Source organism: Microcoleus sp. D3_18a_C4, assembly GCF_036702415.1.
Classification (GTDB): domain Bacteria; phylum Cyanobacteriota; class Cyanobacteriia; order Cyanobacteriales; family Microcoleaceae; genus Microcoleus.
Map to the genome: position 1 here is coordinate 59,225 of NZ_JAUBTI010000022.1, position 19,047 is coordinate 78,271.

Sequence of the window (19,047 nt, forward strand, 5' to 3'; positions counted from 1 at the left end):
GGACTTCAGCTATGAGACAGGGATTTCAATCCCTGTCGGACTGGGGGACTCACAGATCCACCCCGATCGCACTCTCGGATTCGCTGACAGAATCATAAATCCACCTAAAAAATCAGGAAAAATCTTTATGGCAATGTGGCGGCTGTATTATCATTTAGTTTGGGCAACAAAAGAGCGACAGCCTCTCATATCTCCCGCAAAAGAAACCGAACTTTACTCTTATATCATCGGCAAAGCAGACGCCCTCAATAGCATCCTTCATGCGATCGGCGGCACAGAAAATCACGTCCACTTAATAGTTTCCATTCCTCCGACCCAATCGATCGCTGAATTCGTTAAAAATATTAAAGGTAGCAGCAGCCGTTATCTCAATCAAACTTTGCAAAATCCCAATAAATTTTCGTGGCAAGAAGGATACGGAGTATTTTCTTTAGGACAAAAACAACTAGACTCAGCAGTCGCTTATGTGATAAATCAAAAGGAACATCATTTGCAAAAAACTACCAATTCGCATTTAGAACAAATCACGGATCAAGACAATCCACCCACCCGGTGGCACCCGAATTCGCCAGAGAATTAATTCAAAAACATTGACCGACTCTCCGACTCGCGGGTTCTCCAGCTATTGCGTTTACATCCAGACCCGCCGGGGATTGAAATCCCCGTCGAGAGAGCGAAAGTCGGTTAAAACCGACTAAAAACCCAGATTCAACAGTCACAAACTTCAGTCCTCTTCAGAGGACTTCAGCTATGAGACAGGGATTTCAATCCCTGTCGGACTGTCGGACTCACAGATCGACCCCGGACTGTCGGATACGCCGATCGCACCCACCAACTTTCATCCCATCTCAACAACATCTACAATGCAATTCCTCGAACTCGTCCTCAAAAACTTCGGGCCCTATGCAGGCACCCAAACCATCAATCTCCGCCCCGAAAAAGACGGAAATCCCTGCCCAGTCATTTTATTTGGCGGCATGAATGGCGGCGGCAAAACCACCCTCATGGACGGCATTCGCCTCGCCCTCTACGGTGGCCGCGCCCAATGTTCCACCAGAGGCAATTTAAGCTACAGCGACTTTCTCAATCAATGCGTCAACCGCCACACTCCCCCATTAGAAGATACCCGTGTCGAACTAACATTTGAACAAGTCCAAGACGACAAATTAACTCAATTCAAAATAGTTAGATACTGGAAAAAATTAGACATCAAAGACACCTTAAGCATTCTCATATACAGCGAGATAGTCAGCGATTGGTGGTCGGACAAAGCAATTACTAACACCTGGGACGAATACATCGAAACCCTTTTGCCCGTCGGAATATCCAACCTATTTCTGTTTGACGGCGAACAAGTAAAAGAACTCGCCGAACTCGAAACACCGCCAGATTTTGTCGTCGGGGCGATTAAATCTCTTTTAGGTTTAGAATTAGCAGAACGCCTCGCCGTCGATTTAGAAATATTAGCCGGCCGCAAGCGGAAAGAAATTGCTGGCAAAAAAGACTTGGCTGCTTTAGAGAAAATCGAACAAACTTTTAAGGAAATTACTGACAAAATAGACTTAGCTAAGCAAGAACAAGCCAGCTTTAAAAATGAGTTAGAGAAAGCTCAAAAAAATCAGAAACAAGCATCAGACAAATTTATTTCTGAAGGCGGGAAAATTGCCGCCGATCGCAGTCAACTAGACAGACAGCTAAACGACTACAGAAATCAGGCAGAAAAAAGCCGTCAAGCCATGATGGAATTGGCGTCAAATACGCTACCACTCGCCCTAATTTCGCCCTTGCTAAGTGAAGCAAAAATTCAAGCAGAAACAGAATCCAGCCAGCAGCAAGCAAAGATTGCCCAAAATGTTATCAAACAAAGAAGCGATCGCCTTCTCAACTATATCGCGCAAATCTCCTTAAATCCCCAACAGCTAGATAAAATTCAAGACTTCATCCGCCAAGAAAACCAAGAACTCGAACAGCAAGCGGGAACAGACGTTTCGCCCTGGATGAACGCCGACAACAACAGCATCCAGCAACTAGAAAACCTTCTTAGCTACCAAATCAAAGCCCAGCAAATTCTAGCCCGCGACCAAATAGAAGAAATCAAAAACATCGAATCCGAAATCGACTTTACAGACAGAGAACTCGCAGCCGCAGCTTCCCCCGAAGCCTACGAAAAACTAGAAGAAGAAGTCAGGAAAGCCCAAAAAGCAGTCGCTATCGCAGCCGCCGCCTGCGAATCAGCCAACCGCCGCGTCGATGAATTAGAAAGAGAATTAGCTAAAAACCAAAAAGAACTAGAAAGCTACAGCAGCGAATTCATCACCATCAGAAACAGCCAACACGTCATCGCTTCGATCGCCAAAGCCCAAGCTACCCTGAAACTCTTTAAAGAAAAACTCACCCTCAAAAAACTCAACAAACTCGAAATAGAAATTACCGACTGTTTCCGCTACCTGTTGCACAAAACCGACCTCGTGCACAGAGTTGCGATCGACACTCAAACATTTAGCCTCTCCATTTACGATCCAGAAGGCAAACCGGTACCCAAACACCGACTTTCAGCCGGGGAAAAACAATTGCTGGCGATCGCCTTTTTGTGGGGATTGGCTAGAGTATCCGGGAGACAATTGCCAGTTGCGATCGACACTCCCTTGGGCCGCCTCGACTCCTCCCACAGAAACAACCTAGTGGAACGCTATTTCCCCTCGGCCAGCCACCAAGTCATCCTGCTTTCTACCGACACGGAAATTAGAAAAGTAGAATACGAAAAACTCCAAGAATTAGAGGCGATCGCCCACAGCTACCTCCTCAAATACGACTCCGCCAAACACCAAACCAGCGTCGAAAAAGGTTACTTCTGGGACTAAAAATTCGCGCTAAAAAATAGCCGCAACCCCCTTGACTTTGCTGGGGAGTTGCGGTAGTATATATATTATAATGGGATGGTTGCGAAAATTTTATTTTTGTCACCATCCCATTATTAAGGATAAATCCTACTAAAATAAGAATACCAAAAAAAACCGATTTAATCAAGTCGCGCCGTGTAAAAAAATGTTAATTATTTCGGGTTATCTAGAGGCTTTGCTTCCCCAACATTAACACTTTTTACAATATACCAAACAATCTTAAACCTATGGAACCACCAGTCGATCGCATCCGCCTCTCCCAAACAGGCAAAGACCAACTATCAAAACTGAAACGATCGACCAAAATCGATCAATGGAATATTCTATGCAGGTGGGGATTTTGCCGATCGCTCGCCGAACCCAGCATCCCATCGCCAGTACCAATTCCCAGCGACAGCAACGTCGAATTAAGCTGGGATGTCTTCGGCGGCGACATGGCCGATATCTTGATAATTGCCCTCAAGCAGCGGTGTCACCAAGACAATTTAGGCACAGAAAAAGAAACTCTAGCCAAACAATTTCGCCTGCACTTGCACCGAGGGATTGGTTATTTAGCCGGCGATCCGAATATTAAGAAAATCGAAGACTTGGTGGCGATCGCTTTATCGCCTGAAAAATTAAGAAATTAACTGATTGTTGACTGTTGGCGGTTCACTCATGTTATTGGTTATATCAATTCCGGTTGGATCGGAATGATTTAACCGCAGAGTACGCAGAGAACACAGAGGAAGAGAAGAGAGAGAGGAATAATTTCGATGAATCGTGGATTTGATATTATTAGCAGACTCAAACAAGTAACAAATAAGAAGTAACAAATAACTTATTACTTGAGTAACAGGGGGAAAAAATGCCCTACTGGGCCTTGACCTTCCCCAATATCCAAAGCATATTTGAGAGCAGTAGTAACATAATTCTTAGCCAATGTCACCGCCGTCAATAAATCTTTACCTAATGCTAAATTAGCAGCGATCGCAGCACTCAAAGTACAACCAGTTCCATGAGTATTGGGAGTATCAACATTCTCAGTCTTCAACACATCCAACCGCGTACCATCAAACCAAACATCAATTCCCCGCAAATCCCCCTTCATCCCGCCGCCTTTCACCAAAACAGCTTTCGCACCCAAACGATAAATCTGCTGCGCCGCCGATCGCATATCGTCTAGAGAAACAATCTGCAAACCGCTCAAAATAGTCGCCTCAAACCGATTGGGAGTCACGACAGCAGCCATTGGAATCAAAACATCCCGCAAAAATGCGATCGCCCCGTCATCAATCAATCGATCGCCCGATCGTGAAACCATCACCGGATCGACAACCAAATTCCCTATTCCCAAAGCTTTTACCTGTGAAGCCACCGCCGCCATAATTTCCCGATTCAGCAGCATCCCAGTCTTCACAGCCTGCACCCCAATATCCGCAACCACCGCCTCAATTTGAGCCGCCACAGCCTCAGCAGACAAAGCATCCACCCGCATCACCCCCAAAGTATTTTGAGCCGTCACGCAAGTCAAAGCACTCGTACCGTGCACGCAGTGAAACGCAAAAGTCCGCAAATCCGCCTGAATTCCGGCCCCGCCGCCACTATCGGAACCAGCCACAGTCAAAGCCACAGGAATCTTCGATTTAATCATCTTCTTCCACCCCAGATAAACGCCAACTTGAACCAGACAAATCCCAATCATATCTGTGGCACGGGCGTCCCGCCTATGCTTCCCCGTGGCACGGGCGTCCCGCCTGTGCTGCCCCGTGGCACGGGCGTCCCGCCTGTGCTGCCCCGTGGCACGGGCGTCCCGCCTGTGCTGCCCCGTGGCACGGGCGCCCCGCCTGTGCTTCCCCGTGGCACGGGCGTCCCGCCTGTGCTTCCGAAGGGGTTAAAATTCCCAAACAAAATTAGCTATGATTAAACCAAATGTAAAGAATTATTGCAAACAACTGTGAAAATCACCCGAATCGACCTCAACTCTTGGATCTTCCACATCGCAGGCCAAACCATCCTCGTAGATCCCTGGCTGGTCGATCCCCTCGTATTTTACGGTCAACCCTGGCTGTTCACCGCCTACCACAACACCCCCGTCGCCTTCACTCCCAGCACCTTACCGCCGATCGACCTCATCCTGATTTCCCAAGGATTAGACGACCACTGTCACAGGCCCACACTCGAATTGCTTGATCGCACAATTCCCGCGATCGCCTCACCCACCGCCGCCAAAGTCCTCAGCAGTTTAGGTTACACCAATATCACATCTTTAGCCAATTGGCAAGAATTTAATTATCAAGAAAAGTTACAAATTACCGCCGTACCCGGAGCAGAAATCGGGCCCGGACAAGAAGAAAACGGCTATTTGCTCAAAGATTTAAGCAGCGGCGAGACACTTTACTACGAACCGCACCTGCCGCCATTAGAAAAAGTCAAACAGAAAATAGACACAGTAGACGTAGCGATCGCGCCAGTCATCGGTCAAATCTTCCCATTCCTCGGACAAGTCATCATCGGCCCTTCGGAAGCCCTGAAGCTTGCCCAAACACTCAAACCTAGGTTTTTCCTTCCTACAGCGACGGGAGACATCCGAGCCACAGGCATTTTACCAATGTTAGTGCGATCGATCGGCAGCATCCCCGAATTTCGCGATTTACTAGCAAAATCGGGACTCTCCACCCAACTCCTCGAACCCGAACCAGGCCAAACCCTAGAAATTTTAGATTTTAGATTTTAGATTTTAGATTTTTTAGATTTTAGATTTTAGATGCTCGATATTTTCGATTTTTTAGATGGGAAAGTAGAGATTCAATTCCAAATCCCCAATCCCCAATCCAAAATCTAAAATCCAAAATCGCCAAATCCCCAATCTAAAATCCAAAATCTAAAATCTAAAATCATCTTGGCGGGCGACGGTTACGCAAAAACTCAGGAATATCCAATCCCAAATCCTGCGGCGGTTTCGCTTTCGGATCGGGCGTCTGTTGAGCAGGAGTCACCGGCACAGTTGCAGCCCGCCAAGGAGCATTAACATTTTGTGTCCGCCCCGGAGGCGGAGGCGACGCAACTTCTCCCGAAAAACCAGTAGCGATCACAGTAATCTTAATTTCGCCCTGAAGCCGCTCGTCAATCACCGCTCCAAAAATAATATTGGCATTCGGATCGACAACCTCGTAAATCGTCTCAGCCGCCGCATTCACCTCGTGCAGCGTCATGTCAGTACCGCCAGTGATGTTAAACACCACACCTCTAGCGCCCTCAATAGACGAAGCTTCCAGCAGAGGCGAAGAAATAGCCTGCATCGCAGCCTCCCTAGCCCGCGACTTGCCAGAACCCACACCGATGCCCATCAAAGCCGAACCCGCATCCGCCATTACTGCCCGCACGTCAGCAAAGTCAACATTCACCAAACCGGGAATAGTAATAATGTCAGAAATACCCTGAACCCCTTGGCGCAGGATATCGTCAGCAACTCGAAAAGCCTCTTGTACCGGCATTTGTTCCGAAATCACAGACAGCAGCTTGTCGTTAGGAATTACAATCAGCGTATCCACCCGGGTTTGCAAAGCCGCAATCCCTTCCTCAGCTTGGCTGGTGCGCCGCCGTCCCTCAAACGTAAAAGGCCGCGTCACTATGCCCACAGTCAAAGCGCCCATTTCCTTAGCGACCTCAGCCACGATCGGAGCCGCGCCCGTGCCCGTACCGCCGCCCATGCCGGCTGTGATAAACACCAAATCCGCGTGATTCAGAGCATTAGCAACCTCGTCGCGAGATTCCTCCGCAGCCTTTTGACCGATCGCCGGATTGCCCCCCGCCCCCAAACCGCGCGTCAACTTCTGTCCGACTTGCAAGCGTTTCGGAGCATTTGAGAGAACCAGAGCTTGGGAATCTGTATTCACACACCAAAACTCGACACCAGAAACCTCGCTGGCAATCATCCGGTTAACGGCGTTGCCCCCACCGCCGCCGACGCCAATTACTTTGATTTTGGCAGCACTGCTGGGCATTATGTCTTTGGGATTGACCATAGGATCGATATCAATACTATCTACATTTACATAACCAGACTTGCGTCTAAAGGGATTGGCGGAATCTGCAGCCACCGGAAAATTTTTTACTTCTTCCGAAGGGGGACTGTCTTGGTCAGACCCCTGTCTATTATTAAGCTTCATTAGAGTCGGGGATGGTAGATTAGAGCTTGTTAACTAAACGCCAATTCACAATCAACTATAGGCTAAGTTGCGCGAAAAACTAACACAGATCGATGCTTAATGTTAGCAATCTCGGATTTGGCCGACCTCGCTAGCCCAGACCTCGCTTGACGCCATCCAGGTACTTGACCGGATTAAGGCAGTTGTAAGCTGCGTCAGAAGGAAAAAAAATGGATACTAGCCCCAGACGCGGATCGCTATCCAAAAACTGTGCTGATTGCAAGCCCTGCCTATAGATCCTGATGGGCAAAAATTCTGCCTATCGATCGATACCTTCTACCTTCTGTTGACAGAGAATCAATTCTGGGCGCGAGTGGGTGCGGGAGTTGAACTGTCCAAACTGCCGGGGAGTTGTGGCAAATGGACGATCGGCGAAGCAGGATTTTTCAAGTCAATGTAGGCTATGAGGCTTGAATCTATCTGTTTTGGCAATTGTCGCATTCGGTCTAAAACCTTAAGTTGCTCCGCAGTCTTGGAACTGTACGGCCCTAAGTGTACGGTACCGATCTCTGTTTTCAAGATCAAGTTGTTCGGGTTTTGCCAATTAATCTCAAACACTTTCACCGTCAAGCCGCTGAGTCCTTGGTAAAACTTCGGCCAATAGGCGCGATACTGTTCCAAAGGCCCGATGACTTTTAAAGTGGGCAAAGAACGCTGAGGCGGAGGTCCCGGAATGCTGCCGGGCCCGATCGAACTATTGTGCGATCGTACAGCAGTATAACTATCCGACGGCATCCAACCTCCGCGAGCGTCCAGCCACCCCACTTTTTCCTTGTCACTGTTCGATCTCAACACCGCCGTCGGCTGCGCCACCGCCACCGGCAGTCGTTCTGCCACTTCTACAGTCAAACTCGGCGGAAACAAGTTGCGAGTCACCTTAGCTTTGGCGATCGGCCCGGTTGACTCCAGCTTTTGGGCCAGCGCCTGCGGTTGAATCCCCCACAATGACTGCGGGTAAGACAGCGGCACCAAAGACCGCACCGCCTTGTCCGACAGCCACTGATTGCCCTCCACCTTCACTTGTTCCGATCGGGCAATCAACCAAGCCGGCTGCCCAATCCACCACAGCAAACCCCCAGCCATTGCGCTTGCTGCCAGCATTTGCCACACAACAGCCACCAATCGAGCGCGCCTCTGCTGCCGCAACTTTTGGCGCCTGCGCCCTAACTCTGTTTGAGAAACCGCTCCAAAACTAGCCATCTACGTCTTGACAATATAGTAATTAAGGATTAGCACACATTCAAAACTGTTTAATCTCTGTCTCTTGAGCCCTGTTTTCCCCTACCATTTAACCAGATCCCCGCAAATTTACCCAGACTGCTGCCAATATCAGTAATATCACTGAGTCCGCTAAGTAATAAAAAATTATTAATTAATAATTGCCAATTCCAGCGCCGGGAAAACCCCTTACCAGAGCAAGGTTCTTTGGGTATTTAGGGCATTACCCCACAGGGCAAAAGGTTACAAATCAAACTAAACTCAAGTAAAGAAAGTTTAGACTTTCGATTAACTTTTTAACTTTTATTCGGCTTCAATTGTGATCGCACTCGAATTAGACAGATTCTATAAAGCCTGCAACCCCAGCAAGACCCTTGTTGCGGGAGACCCAGGGGATTATCAATACTACATTGATTTTGGTTCCGTGCGTGGCGGCAAAATCATTGAATCTTTACAGCGAACCATTACCCGCATCTCCCCCAACGAGCCAACCTGTCAGCTATTTACAGGACATATCGGCTGTGGCAAATCTACGGAATTGTTTCGACTGAAAGCTGAGCTAGAGCAAGAGGGTTTTTGCGTTGTTTACTTCGAGTCTTCCCAAGACTTAGACATGGGTGATGTAGATATCAGCGATATTTTGCTGAGCATTGCGCGCCAAGTCAGCGAAACTATGGAATCAGCTAAAATCAAACTCAGACCGAGCTATTTTACAAATCTGTTTGCAGAAGTGGCAGAATTTTTGCAGACTCCCATAGATTTGTCAGCGGAAGCGGAGTTATCTGTAGGCATTGCTAGAGTTACTGCTAAAACTAAAGACTCTCCCAAACTGCGATCGCAACTCAGGCAATATCTCGAACCCCGCACCAACAGCATCTTGCAGTCCATCAACGAAGAACTCCTCAACAAAGCTAACGCCGAACTCAAGCAGCAAGGGAAAAAAGGGCTCGCAGTCATCGTTGACAACCTCGATCGCCTCGACGCCTCCCTCAAACCCAGCGGACGCACCCAGCCAGAATACCTGTTTTTAGACCGCGGCGAACAGTTGAAAAAACTCAATTGCCACGTCGTCTACACGATTCCCCTGACTTTGATTTTTTCCAACGACTTCGGCCGCCTCGCCAGTCGATTTGGAGTCAAACCCAAGGTGATGCCAATGGTACCAGTGCAAGTGCGATCGGGCGACGACCACATTGAAGGAATGGCACTGCTGCGCCAGCTAGTATTAGCTAGAGCTTTTCCGAAAGTTGCTCCCCATCAACGCATTGATTTGATTTCCCAGGTGTTTGACTCTCCCGAAACTTTAGATCGGCTTTGTCGGATTAGTGGCGGTCACGTTCGCAATCTACTGATGCTTTTGTATAGCTGTTTGCAGCACGAAGACCCTCCCTTCTCTCGCGAATGCCTCGAAAGCGTCATTCAAGAATATCGCGATGACCTTTTGGGAGCCATCAATGACATGGAATGGGAATTGCTGTTTCAAGTCGTCAACCGACAAAGTGTAACCGGCGAAGAAGAGTCTCAAATCTTGTTGCGAAGTATGTTTGTCTTTGAATACCGCGATCAAGAAGGTCGTTGGTTTGGGATTAATCCAGCCCTAGCAGAAACCAGAAAATATAAGGAGTGGCTGCAGCGCAGTGAGCCAAAATAGTTGGGATTTTTGAGATGCCTTCGCGACTCTAAGAACCCTTAACCACCAGAAACTTAGAAAGAATTTAACTGAAAATTCATCGCTCACCACTCCGAAATCTTACAATCCAATACAGAAATTAGTCAGCGGTTTTTCCCACTGGCTGATTTCTGTTGAATGCTGGCTATAGGCGGTGAATATTATTGTCGTGTAAAACTTTGCCGCCACTAAGGACTTTCCCCACTTTCAACTCTCATATCTGCAATGTCAGACCCCCTATGTCTGTTTTTACCTGTTGCTCTTAATTTCACATAATCCCATCCCGGACGACAATTGTTTTGGCTGTTGTGTTAAATGCCTGCTACAGATATATCGGAGTTGTTTACTAATAGCTAGTCGTCGCTATGAGGATAAACTTAGCGGTTGGCTATTTACGATCTGTAGTCCTTTATATATAGCTGAATCAAAAATTCTCAGGTGACATTAAATTTTTATTGGGAAGTCTAGCATTCTCTGAGATTGAGAGGTATGATATCTTTACATTGGATCTAATAAATATGTAAGTATTGATAGGACGAGTACGAAAAACTACGTATTTATACAGAGATAAAGCGTGAGACAGAGACGGCGATGTCTAAGTAGATACGCTTTCAGTCACGATTGGCGAGCGTTAGGTAATTGATTAATGCAAAAGAGGTGCACGCATGACCGATCTAATTAAGGTACAAGAAACTGCCAACTACAACGAGCGATCGCTCAAAACTCTGGTCAGGTCAATCACAATGTCTCAACACCAATTCTCGCTAATTTTGGTGCGCTGCAACTACGAGCAGTTGCGGCAGCGCTGGGCGCAGCGGCTGCGAGAAGTGTCCCCAGTTCCAATTCAAGATATCGTCCTGCCACCTTCAGTCAAAACCCTTTACACTACCCTGCAGGCAAGCACTTTTCACGAGGGGTACTCGCCTGTGGGTGCCGCCTCGGCTTTGATGGTATTCGGTTTAGAAACAGTAGTAGCGATCGACGAACTGATGGCTTCTACCAATCAAGTGCGAGACGAATTTCGCAAAAATTTTTCCTGCCCAGTGATTTTGTGGGTAACAGATGACATCGTGACCAAAATGATTCGTCTGGCCCCGGATTTCAAAAGTTGGGCCGCCGCCACAATTAAATTTGAAATGGGCGTTGAGGAATTAATTAATTTCCTCGCTAGGCGGGCCGATACTATATTTAAAATAGGCGAACTCAATCCAGAACTCGCCAGCAGCAACGTCAGCACCATCGGTAATTGTGAGACCTGCGAAACCCCGTCCGAAAAACGCGGTCTGGATCGCGAAATCATCCCCGGAGAACGCTTTCTAACTTTTAACTCAGGGCCCCAAAACCGAGGACAATCAGATGTCCACTCGTATTCGCCCTTGAGTCCTGGCAATACCTTCGATTTGGCGATCGGCTCTTTGCCACGCCGAGAACTAGAATTAGCTTTAAGAGATTTACAAAATCGCGGTGAAGAATTAGAACCCGCCCTCAAAGCCAGCCTGCAATTCGTTCTCGGTCGAGATTACTATGTCAGCGACCAAACCGAAACTGCCTTAATTCACTACCAAGAAAGTTTAGCATTTTGGCAGCAGAAAACGGGCAACTGGGAACTGGCAAACTTGGAACATTCAGGAAACCCAGAAACCTTCCCCTCCTTGTCGAATCCTGTCCCGCCAATTTTATTTTTAGAGAGAGAAGGCATCGTGCTGTTTCACATAGCCCTGTGTCACCGCTTGCAAGCAGCCAGAAACCCGGTAGCCAACCGCCAGCACTGGGAACAAGCTTGGATTAGCCTGGAACAATCTAGAAACGCTTTCTCCCTTGCCTCACGCCTCGAATTGGTAGCTGAGGTGACAGCACACCTCGGAGAAGTGCTGCAGCGCCTGAAAGCTTGGGGAGAGTTGCAAGCATTAGCTGAAAATTCTTTGCAGTTGCACTTCACTTACGGTACTCCCAGCCAACTAGCTCAAGATTACGGCTTTTTGGCTGAAGTTGCCCTGCAAGAGTCGAGGTGGAGTCAAGCCCGCCAGCTAGCCGAGTTGGCTTTGGCGATTTTGGATCAAACGCCTCATGATTTGAGATTGCTGATTGAAGATTTGAGATTGGGGTTTGAGGGAAATTATCCAGAATTTGTGGGCCCTAACGAGCCCTGTAACGAACCCAAATCTAAAATCCAACATCCCAAATCCGACAGGAGTTCGTATCTTTTACTTTTAGCCCGAAGTTTGCGGCAGCTAGGCCAGTGGGAAGCGGCGGTTCATTCTTTGGAGTTGGCTCAATCTCAAAGCGAGCCGAAGTACGACCCCCGACTTTACATCGATATTTTGACGGAATTGCAAGCGGTTTATTTCGAGCAGGGAGAGTATCTTAAAGCGTTTCGGATTAAAAAAACCCAGCGTTCGATCGAATATCAATACGGATTTAGAGCTTTTATCGGCGCCAGCCAATTGCAGCAGCAGCGCCAAGCCGTCAATCCTTCAGGCCCCTCAGCTCAAAACCAAGCTGCCATCGCAGCCTCCATGACAGCTTACTCGCGCCAAACAGATATCAATAGCTTGCTAGAAAGAATTAGCAGGGACGACCATAAATTAACTATTATTCATGGGCCCAGCGGAGTCGGGAAAAGTTCTCTAGTCAATGCCGGCTTAGTACCAGCTTTGAAAAATATTACTCCGGGCGCGCGGGATACATTGCCTGTAGTAGTCAAAGTTTACACCGACTGGCTGGTGGAGTTAGAAAATGCTTTGAACAGCGCACTGTACGACAAACAAGCCGAAGAGGAAAGTAAATTAATCTCGAAAGGACTACAGGAAATCCACAAAAAAAGTTGCTCGCTTATTCCTGCTCGCAGCTCGGAAGTCTCTTCTTTTATTATAGAGCAGTTGCGCGAAAATGCCACCAATAATTTGTTGACTGTGCTGATTTTCGATCAATTTGAAGAGTTTTTCTTTGTTTCGACTTCAGTGGCACAAAGACAACTTTTTTATAATTTTCTGCGCTTATTTTTGAATTTGCCTTATGTCAAGATCATTCTGTGCTTGCGCGAAGATTATTTGCACTACTTACTAGATTGCGATCGTTTCCCTAATCTTGACGCTATTAACAATAATATTCTCGACAAAAGTATCCGCTACCAACTGCGGAGTTTTTCTATCAAAGACGCGCGGGCTGTCATCGGACACTTAACAGAACGGGCGGAATTTTATTTAGAGCCGGCACTGATCGATGCCTTCGTGGAAGATTTAGCAGACGAACTGCAAGAAGTGCGACCGATCGAATTGCAGGTAGTGGGAGCGCAACTGCAAGAAGAAGGTATTACCAGTCTAGCACAATACCAGCAATTGGGGGACAATCCCAAAGCGGAATTAGTGAAGCGATCGCTCGAAAGAGTCATCTCTGACTGTGGCCTGGTTAACGAAGACGCAGCTTGGAAAATATTGTTTTCCCTGACAGATGAAAGAGGCGTTCGCCTGATAAAAACCAAACACGAACTCTCGTTAGTTACAGGCTCGCAGCCAGCCGAGGCCCGCGAAACCGAATTATCGGCGATCGGCAGAAATCGAATTTCCCTACCGCGACAGTTCGCTGCATACCCTGAAAGCCGACAAAAGAAAACCGACAACCTCGACTTAATTTTAGACATTTTAGTTGGTCACGGTTTGCTATTTCTGCTGCGGGAAGCGCCCGAAGACCGCTATCAATTGGTACACGACTATTTAGTGCGACCGATCCGCCAAAGATTCGGCTTAGAAGCCAGACTGCACAAAGCAGAAGCAGACAAAAAAATGAGTCAAGCACAGCTCTACCGAGCCAATACTTTTCTCAAACAACTGCTGGGAGTAGCAGTGATCGGCGTCCTGCTGCTCACCGGTTCCACCATCGCCGCCGTAAATTTTTGGTGGCGGGCTGTGGGTCAAAAACAGCTAGCTGTCGCTCAAACTCAGCGAGCCGAAATCAGTACCCTGACGGCAGCTTCTGAAGCACTTTATTTCTCAAACAACAAATTTGACGCCATGATGGAAAGTTTGAGAGCGGGTAAAAAGTGGAAACAGATCGAACACTCCCAACAAATGTATACTCTTAAAGACACCGAAATTCTGATTTCTGCTGCCCTCCAGCAGGCAGTTTATGGAGTCAAAGAACGCAACCGCTTGGAAGGACACGGCGATGTAGTTTGGGGTCTTAGCTTCAGTCCAGACGGCGAAACAATAGCTTCTTCCAGTGTAGATAAAACCGTCAAACTTTGGCGGCGCGACGGCAGTTTGCTGGCAACTTTAAAAGACCACACTAACAGTGTCTCCTGTGTGGCGTTCAGTCCCGACAACAAAACCATAGCCTCGGCAAGTTTAGATAAAACTGTCAAAATTTGGCACACAGACGGCAGTTTGCTGGCTACTTTCAAAGGGCATACTAATAGCGTTACCAGCGTTGCTTTTAGTTCTGACGGTCAAACGATCGCCACTGGCTCTACTGATAAAACTATCAAACTTTGGAAAACCGACGGCACGCTGCTGCGAACGATCGAACAATTTGCTCCCGTAAATTGGCTAAGCTTCAGCCGCGACGGCAAAATAATCGCTGTGGCGAGCGATGACGGTAGTGTGAAACTGTGGAGTTCGGACGGCAGGTTAATCGCTAATTTATGGCACAGCGAAAACAGACAACCCTCGAAAATTTACACCGTCAGTTTCTCCCCCGATGGTGAAACGATCGCCAGTGCGGGTGAAGATAAAACGGTGAAAATCTGGAGCATCGCTGCACTCAAACACCCAGCAACAGAAAATTCAACACCAGCAAAAAAAGGTGAACTGCTAGCAACTTTGCGGGGACACAGCAAGTGGGTATTTGGTGTCAGTTACTCCCCCGACGGTCAAACACTTGCTTCTGGAAGTGCAGACGGGACTGTCAAACTCTGGAGTCTTGCTGGTGTTGGCGACAAACGCCCAACGGATGCTAGCAACATTAAACCAGAGAGTCGCTTACTGAGAACTTTTGAGGGACACGCCGATCGAGTTACTCAGGTGAGTTTTAGCCCGGAAGGCAAAACCTTGGCTTCGGCAAGTTTTGACAAAACTATCAGGCTGTGGCGACTCGATGACGTGCCGCTCAAAACCCTCGACGGACACCAAAACCGGGTGCAAGGCGTTACTTTCAGCCCCGACGGCCAAAGGCTGGCTTCTGCTTCTACGGACAACACTATCAAACTCTGGAGCCGCACGGGGGTTTTGCTGGAAACCTTGGAAGGACACACTCAGAGAGTCGCCAGCGTCAGTTTCAGCCCCGACGGCCAGCTACTTGCTTCTGGGAGTTACGACAAAACGGTGAAGGTGTGGAGTTTGACAGAAGATGGCATGAATAATATTGTCCCTTGTCCTTCGGCTCCGCTATTCCCGTGTTCGCCTTCTGTGCTGTTGACTCTCGACGACCACGCCGACAGCGTGATGAGCGTGAGTTTTAGCCCCGACGGCGAGGTTCTGGCAACGGCTAGCAAGGATAAGACTGTGAAACTCTGGACTAGAAACGGCAGGCTGATTAAGACTTTGACGGGACACACAGGCTGGGTGACTGGGGTGACTTTCAGTCCCGACGGCTCGATGCTGGCTTCTGCAAGCGATGATGGTACTCTCAAACTCTGGAATCGGGACGGTCGTTTGCTAAGAACTTTTGAAGGAGCTCACAACAGTTTTGTGTTGGGGGTTGCTTTTAGCCCTGATGGCAAAATGCTGGCTTCGGCTGGTTACGACAATTCGGTGAAATTGTGGAAGGTGGATGGGACTTTGGTGGCGACGCTGCTGAAGGGTTCTAGCGACAGCGTGACTAGCGTTGCTTTTAGCCCGGATGGTTTGTTGGTTGCTTCGGGTAGTTACGATCATAAGGTGAAGCTGTGGAGTCGCAGCGGGACTTTGCTGAAAACTTTGACGGGTCACAAGGATAGTGTGATGAGTGTGAGTTTTAGCCCTGATGGGAAGGTTCTGGCTTCTGCGGGCCGGGATAATCGGGTGATTTTGTGGAATTTGGATCTTGACGATTTGCTGGTGAGGGGCTGTGACTGGGTGGGAGATTATCTGAGGACTAATCCTAATGTGAGCGATCGCGATCGGCGTCTCTGTGAGGGGGTTGGGGCAAAATCTCAGTTTTAGTCATTTGCTCCTTTCATTTTTTCTTGGGATACAGTTGAAACAAGCTCAGTTTTTTCAGGATTTTTTACTCTTTTGCTTCGGGTAACATTAGTAGTAAATCATCACAACAATCGCTGTTTTTTTGGTAGAGTTCGCATATCTCTCTTGCTGAGTCACCATCAAAAATACAACTTCGCTCTTCAGCCATAGCTGCTAAGTTAAACATTCTGCGTTCTTCTGCTGGCCATCCAATGTCCATCCATTTCTCCCAAGACCAACCCCTTGAATCAAGTTGTTCTAAGTCAATGGAGCGAGCTGGTATTGGCATAGGAGTTTTGAAAGGTGATGGGTCGAGCAGTCGGGATTTTTCTTGAGCAAACATTTCTTTCCCGAAATCGCTGAAACGGTCTAAATGTTTTTCTATTTTGGCAACTAAGGCTCGCACTTCGCCAAATTGTTCAAAAGTCCACAGCACATTAGCTAACTGATAGAGAATGACAGGATTGGACGGATCGTACTTCAGGGCCTCTCTATACAGTGGCAATACTTTGTTGAACTTTCCATACCCAAACCAGAGGCGATTCGCTTCATCAAATAATCGCTTTGCGTCTGGAAACATTAGTTCTAAATACCCAAAAGAATTGTCGTTTTCTTGCTTGAGTTTGCGTTTTTCTATTTGTGATTGACGAGTGATAAACGGAAAACTTCGCTCTTCACCCAGGGCGGCTAAGTTAAACATTCTGCGCTGTTTTGCTGCTGATGAAATACACATCCATTGTTTGTGAGATAAACCCATTGAATTAAGTTCTTCTAAGTCAATGGAGCAAGCTGGTATTGGCATCGGAGTTTTGAAAGGTGATGGAGAAAGCAGCCTGGGTTTTGCTTTAGCAAACACTTCTTTCCCGAAATCGCTGAGACGGTCTAAGTTTCTTTCTATTTTGGCAACTAACGCTCGCACTTCGTCAAATTCTTCAAAAGCCCACAGCACGTTAGCTAGCTGATAGATAATGACAGAATTAGACGGATCGTACTTCAGGGCCTCTCTATACAGTGGCAATACTTTGTTCAACTTTCCTTGCGAAAACCAGAGACGATTCGCTTCATCAAATAACCGCTTTGCTTCTATGATATTCATGTTTTTCCACTCGTTCTGAAAAAGCTGAGATTCTTCAAATTTCTCTAAAAAAGCTCAGCTTTTTCAAAGAATTTTTTACTCTTTTGCATCGGGGAACATTAGTAGTCAATCATCAAAACAATCGCTGTTTTTATCGTCTAATTTGCATATCTCTCTTGCTGAGTCACCATCGAAAAGATAACCTCTATCTCGATCCCGGGCTGCTAAGTTAAACATTCTGCGCTGTTCTGCTGGCGATCTAATGTCCATCCATTTCTCCCAAGGCCAACGCTTTGAATCAAGTTCTTCTAAGTCAATGGAGCAAGCTGGTATGGGCATCGGAGTTTTGAAAGGTGATGGAGCGAGCAACCGGGATTTTTCTTTAGCAAACATTTCTTTCCCGAAATCGCTGAAACGGTCTAAGTGTTTTTCTATTTTGGCAACTAACGCTGGCACTGCGTCAAATTGTTCAAAAGCCCACAGCACGTTAGCTAGCTGATAGAGAATGACAGGATTGGTTGGATCGTACTTCAGGGCCTTTCGATACAGAGGTAGCACTTTGTTGAACTTTATATCCCCAAACCACAGACGATTCGCTTCATCAAATAACCGCTTTGCTTCTATGTGATTCATAGTTCTCAACTTCCTCTTTGACTTTGGCAACAATGTGAATTATGGTCTCGGACTAATGTCTTGATGGTAAGGTCTTAAGTAAGTTTGAAATATTGCACAGAGAAGTTACCTTAATCTCGTCGCATATAATTTAAGTTCGATCGATCGCTCTCATTCTCGCGTCGCAGCTCTTCTTCCTCCTTAAGTATTTCAGAGTCATACCAACCCTTACCATTAAGATAAGTTTCGTAAGCCAAAAGAAACATTCTACGATCTTCAGCAGCAGCACTAATTACAGACCAATTATTCCTATTAAAATTCATCGAATAAAGTTGCTTGAGGTCGATTTCCCACGCGGGAATGGGCAGAGGCGGCCTATAAGAGGGACGTTGCAGTAGCCACTCTTTCATTGTAGCAAAAAGCTTTCTGCCCCTCTCACTCAGACGGTCTTGATAAAGGGATGCCAGATCGAGTGCTTGCACAGCTTCATCGAACCGTTCAAAGGCTCGCAGCACAACCGCAAGTTGATAGAGCATTACTGGGTCAGTCGGGTCGTACTTGAGGGCTTCTTGATAAATTGGTAGAACAAGGTGATAGCGTCCTTCCTTAAACCAGAAATGATTGGCTTTCTCAAATAGCTGTCTGGCGGATGGTCGCAGATTATTTAATATTGCGATATCGCTCTGATTATTAAGTCTGGCTTGTTCGGCTTCCCAAGTTTTTTGGAATTCAGAAAAAGGCAGACTTCTGTCATAGGTAATTGCTGCCAAAAGAAACATTCTCCGCTCGCTAGCAGCAATAGCAATTTCAAGCCACTCATTATAATTAAAAGTCTTTAAGACAAATTGTTTTATGTCGATTTCTATTGCTGGTATGGGCAAGGGCCGTGCATTATAAAGATGTTTCAGCAGCCATTTTTTCCTTCTATCTAAAAGTTTTCTGCCTATTTTGCTGAGAAGGATTTGGTGAAGAGATGCCATTTCGAGTGCAAGTGCTGCCTCATCGAAGCGCTCAAACGCCCGCAGAACCACAGCCAGTTGATAGAGCATTACTGGGTCAGTGGGGTCGTACTTGAGGGCTTCTAGATAAAGCGGTAGGACAAGGTGATAGCATCCTTCCTCAAACCAGAAATGATTGGCTTGCTCAAACAGCCTTCTGGCTTCTGCTGGGTTGACTGCTTTTACGTCTTTTGGTGGGAAGAAAAATTCAGTCATAGCAACACAATTGG

General features: G+C 47.1%; 12 protein-coding genes. 6 read left to right on the plus strand and 6 right to left on the minus strand.

Annotated elements, in window-relative coordinates:
* Positions 1-127 precede the first annotated feature (127 nt).
* The 3 genes from tnpA (at position 128) to dndE (ending at position 3,529) form a co-directional block, all read left to right on the plus strand.
* The gene (tnpA, locus tag QUB16_RS13020; RefSeq protein ID WP_333316582.1) at positions 128-580 is read left to right on the plus strand and encodes an IS200/IS605 family transposase; all 453 of its coding nucleotides are present in this window, start codon (positions 128-130) and stop codon (positions 578-580) included.
* Positions 581-863: 283 nt separating this feature from the next.
* A complete protein-coding gene (dndD, locus tag QUB16_RS13025; RefSeq protein WP_333316561.1) occupies positions 864-2,861 on the plus strand; it encodes a DNA sulfur modification protein DndD in 1,998 nt (665 codons plus the stop codon).
* A gap of 266 nt (positions 2,862-3,127) precedes the next feature.
* The gene (gene dndE / locus QUB16_RS13030; protein WP_190660605.1) at positions 3,128-3,529 is read left to right on the plus strand and encodes a DNA sulfur modification protein DndE; all 402 of its coding nucleotides are present in this window, start codon (positions 3,128-3,130) and stop codon (positions 3,527-3,529) included.
* A gap of 194 nt (positions 3,530-3,723) precedes the next feature.
* On the opposite strand, the gene thiD is transcribed toward dndE, so the two are convergent.
* Positions 3,724-4,533: a bifunctional hydroxymethylpyrimidine kinase/phosphomethylpyrimidine kinase gene (thiD, locus tag QUB16_RS13035; RefSeq protein WP_333316563.1), complete on the minus strand. Its 810-nt coding sequence runs from the start codon at positions 4,531-4,533 to the stop codon at positions 3,724-3,726.
* 303 nt (positions 4,534-4,836) lie between these two features.
* Here thiD and QUB16_RS13040 point away from each other — a divergent pair, with 303 nt between their 5' ends.
* Complete coding sequence (locus QUB16_RS13040) at positions 4,837-5,616, plus strand: MBL fold metallo-hydrolase (RefSeq protein ID WP_333316564.1); 780 nt, start codon at positions 4,837-4,839, stop codon at positions 5,614-5,616.
* A 160-nt stretch (positions 5,617-5,776) separates the two neighbouring features.
* Here the strand turns inward: QUB16_RS13040 and ftsZ are convergent, their stop codons facing one another.
* Positions 5,777-7,051: a cell division protein FtsZ gene (gene ftsZ / locus QUB16_RS13045; protein ID WP_333056121.1), complete on the minus strand. Its 1,275-nt coding sequence runs from the start codon at positions 7,049-7,051 to the stop codon at positions 5,777-5,779.
* Positions 7,052-7,387: 336 nt separating this feature from the next.
* Positions 7,388-8,290 (minus strand): FtsQ-type POTRA domain-containing protein, encoded by a 903-nt coding sequence (locus QUB16_RS13050; RefSeq protein ID WP_333316566.1) that lies wholly within the window; start codon positions 8,288-8,290, stop codon positions 7,388-7,390.
* Between the two features lie 337 nt (positions 8,291-8,627).
* Here QUB16_RS13050 and QUB16_RS13055 point away from each other — a divergent pair, with 337 nt between their 5' ends.
* Both QUB16_RS13055 and QUB16_RS13060 read left to right on the plus strand, forming a co-directional pair.
* Positions 8,628-9,959 (plus strand): P-loop NTPase fold protein, encoded by a 1,332-nt coding sequence (locus tag QUB16_RS13055; RefSeq protein WP_333316568.1) that lies wholly within the window; start codon positions 8,628-8,630, stop codon positions 9,957-9,959.
* Positions 9,960-10,642: 683 nt separating this feature from the next.
* The gene (locus tag QUB16_RS13060) at positions 10,643-16,114 is read left to right on the plus strand and encodes a WD40 domain-containing protein (protein ID WP_333316570.1); all 5,472 of its coding nucleotides are present in this window, start codon (positions 10,643-10,645) and stop codon (positions 16,112-16,114) included.
* 64 nt (positions 16,115-16,178) lie between these two features.
* On the opposite strand, the gene QUB16_RS13065 is transcribed toward QUB16_RS13060, so the two are convergent.
* The 3 genes from QUB16_RS13065 to QUB16_RS13075 all read right to left on the minus strand — a co-directional run bounded on the left by QUB16_RS13065 (position 16,179) and on the right by QUB16_RS13075 (position 19,033).
* Positions 16,179-17,228 carry a tetratricopeptide repeat protein gene (locus QUB16_RS13065; protein WP_333316572.1) on the minus strand — a complete coding sequence of 350 codons (1,050 nt, stop codon included), beginning with the start codon at positions 17,226-17,228 and terminating at the stop codon, positions 16,179-16,181.
* Positions 17,229-17,333: 105 nt separating this feature from the next.
* Positions 17,334-17,840 carry a tetratricopeptide repeat protein gene (locus QUB16_RS13070; RefSeq protein ID WP_333144063.1) on the minus strand — a complete coding sequence of 169 codons (507 nt, stop codon included), beginning with the start codon at positions 17,838-17,840 and terminating at the stop codon, positions 17,334-17,336.
* 110 nt (positions 17,841-17,950) lie between these two features.
* Complete coding sequence (locus tag QUB16_RS13075; protein WP_333144064.1) at positions 17,951-19,033, minus strand: tetratricopeptide repeat protein; 1,083 nt, start codon at positions 19,031-19,033, stop codon at positions 17,951-17,953.
* Between the last annotated feature and the right edge of the window lie 14 nt (positions 19,034-19,047).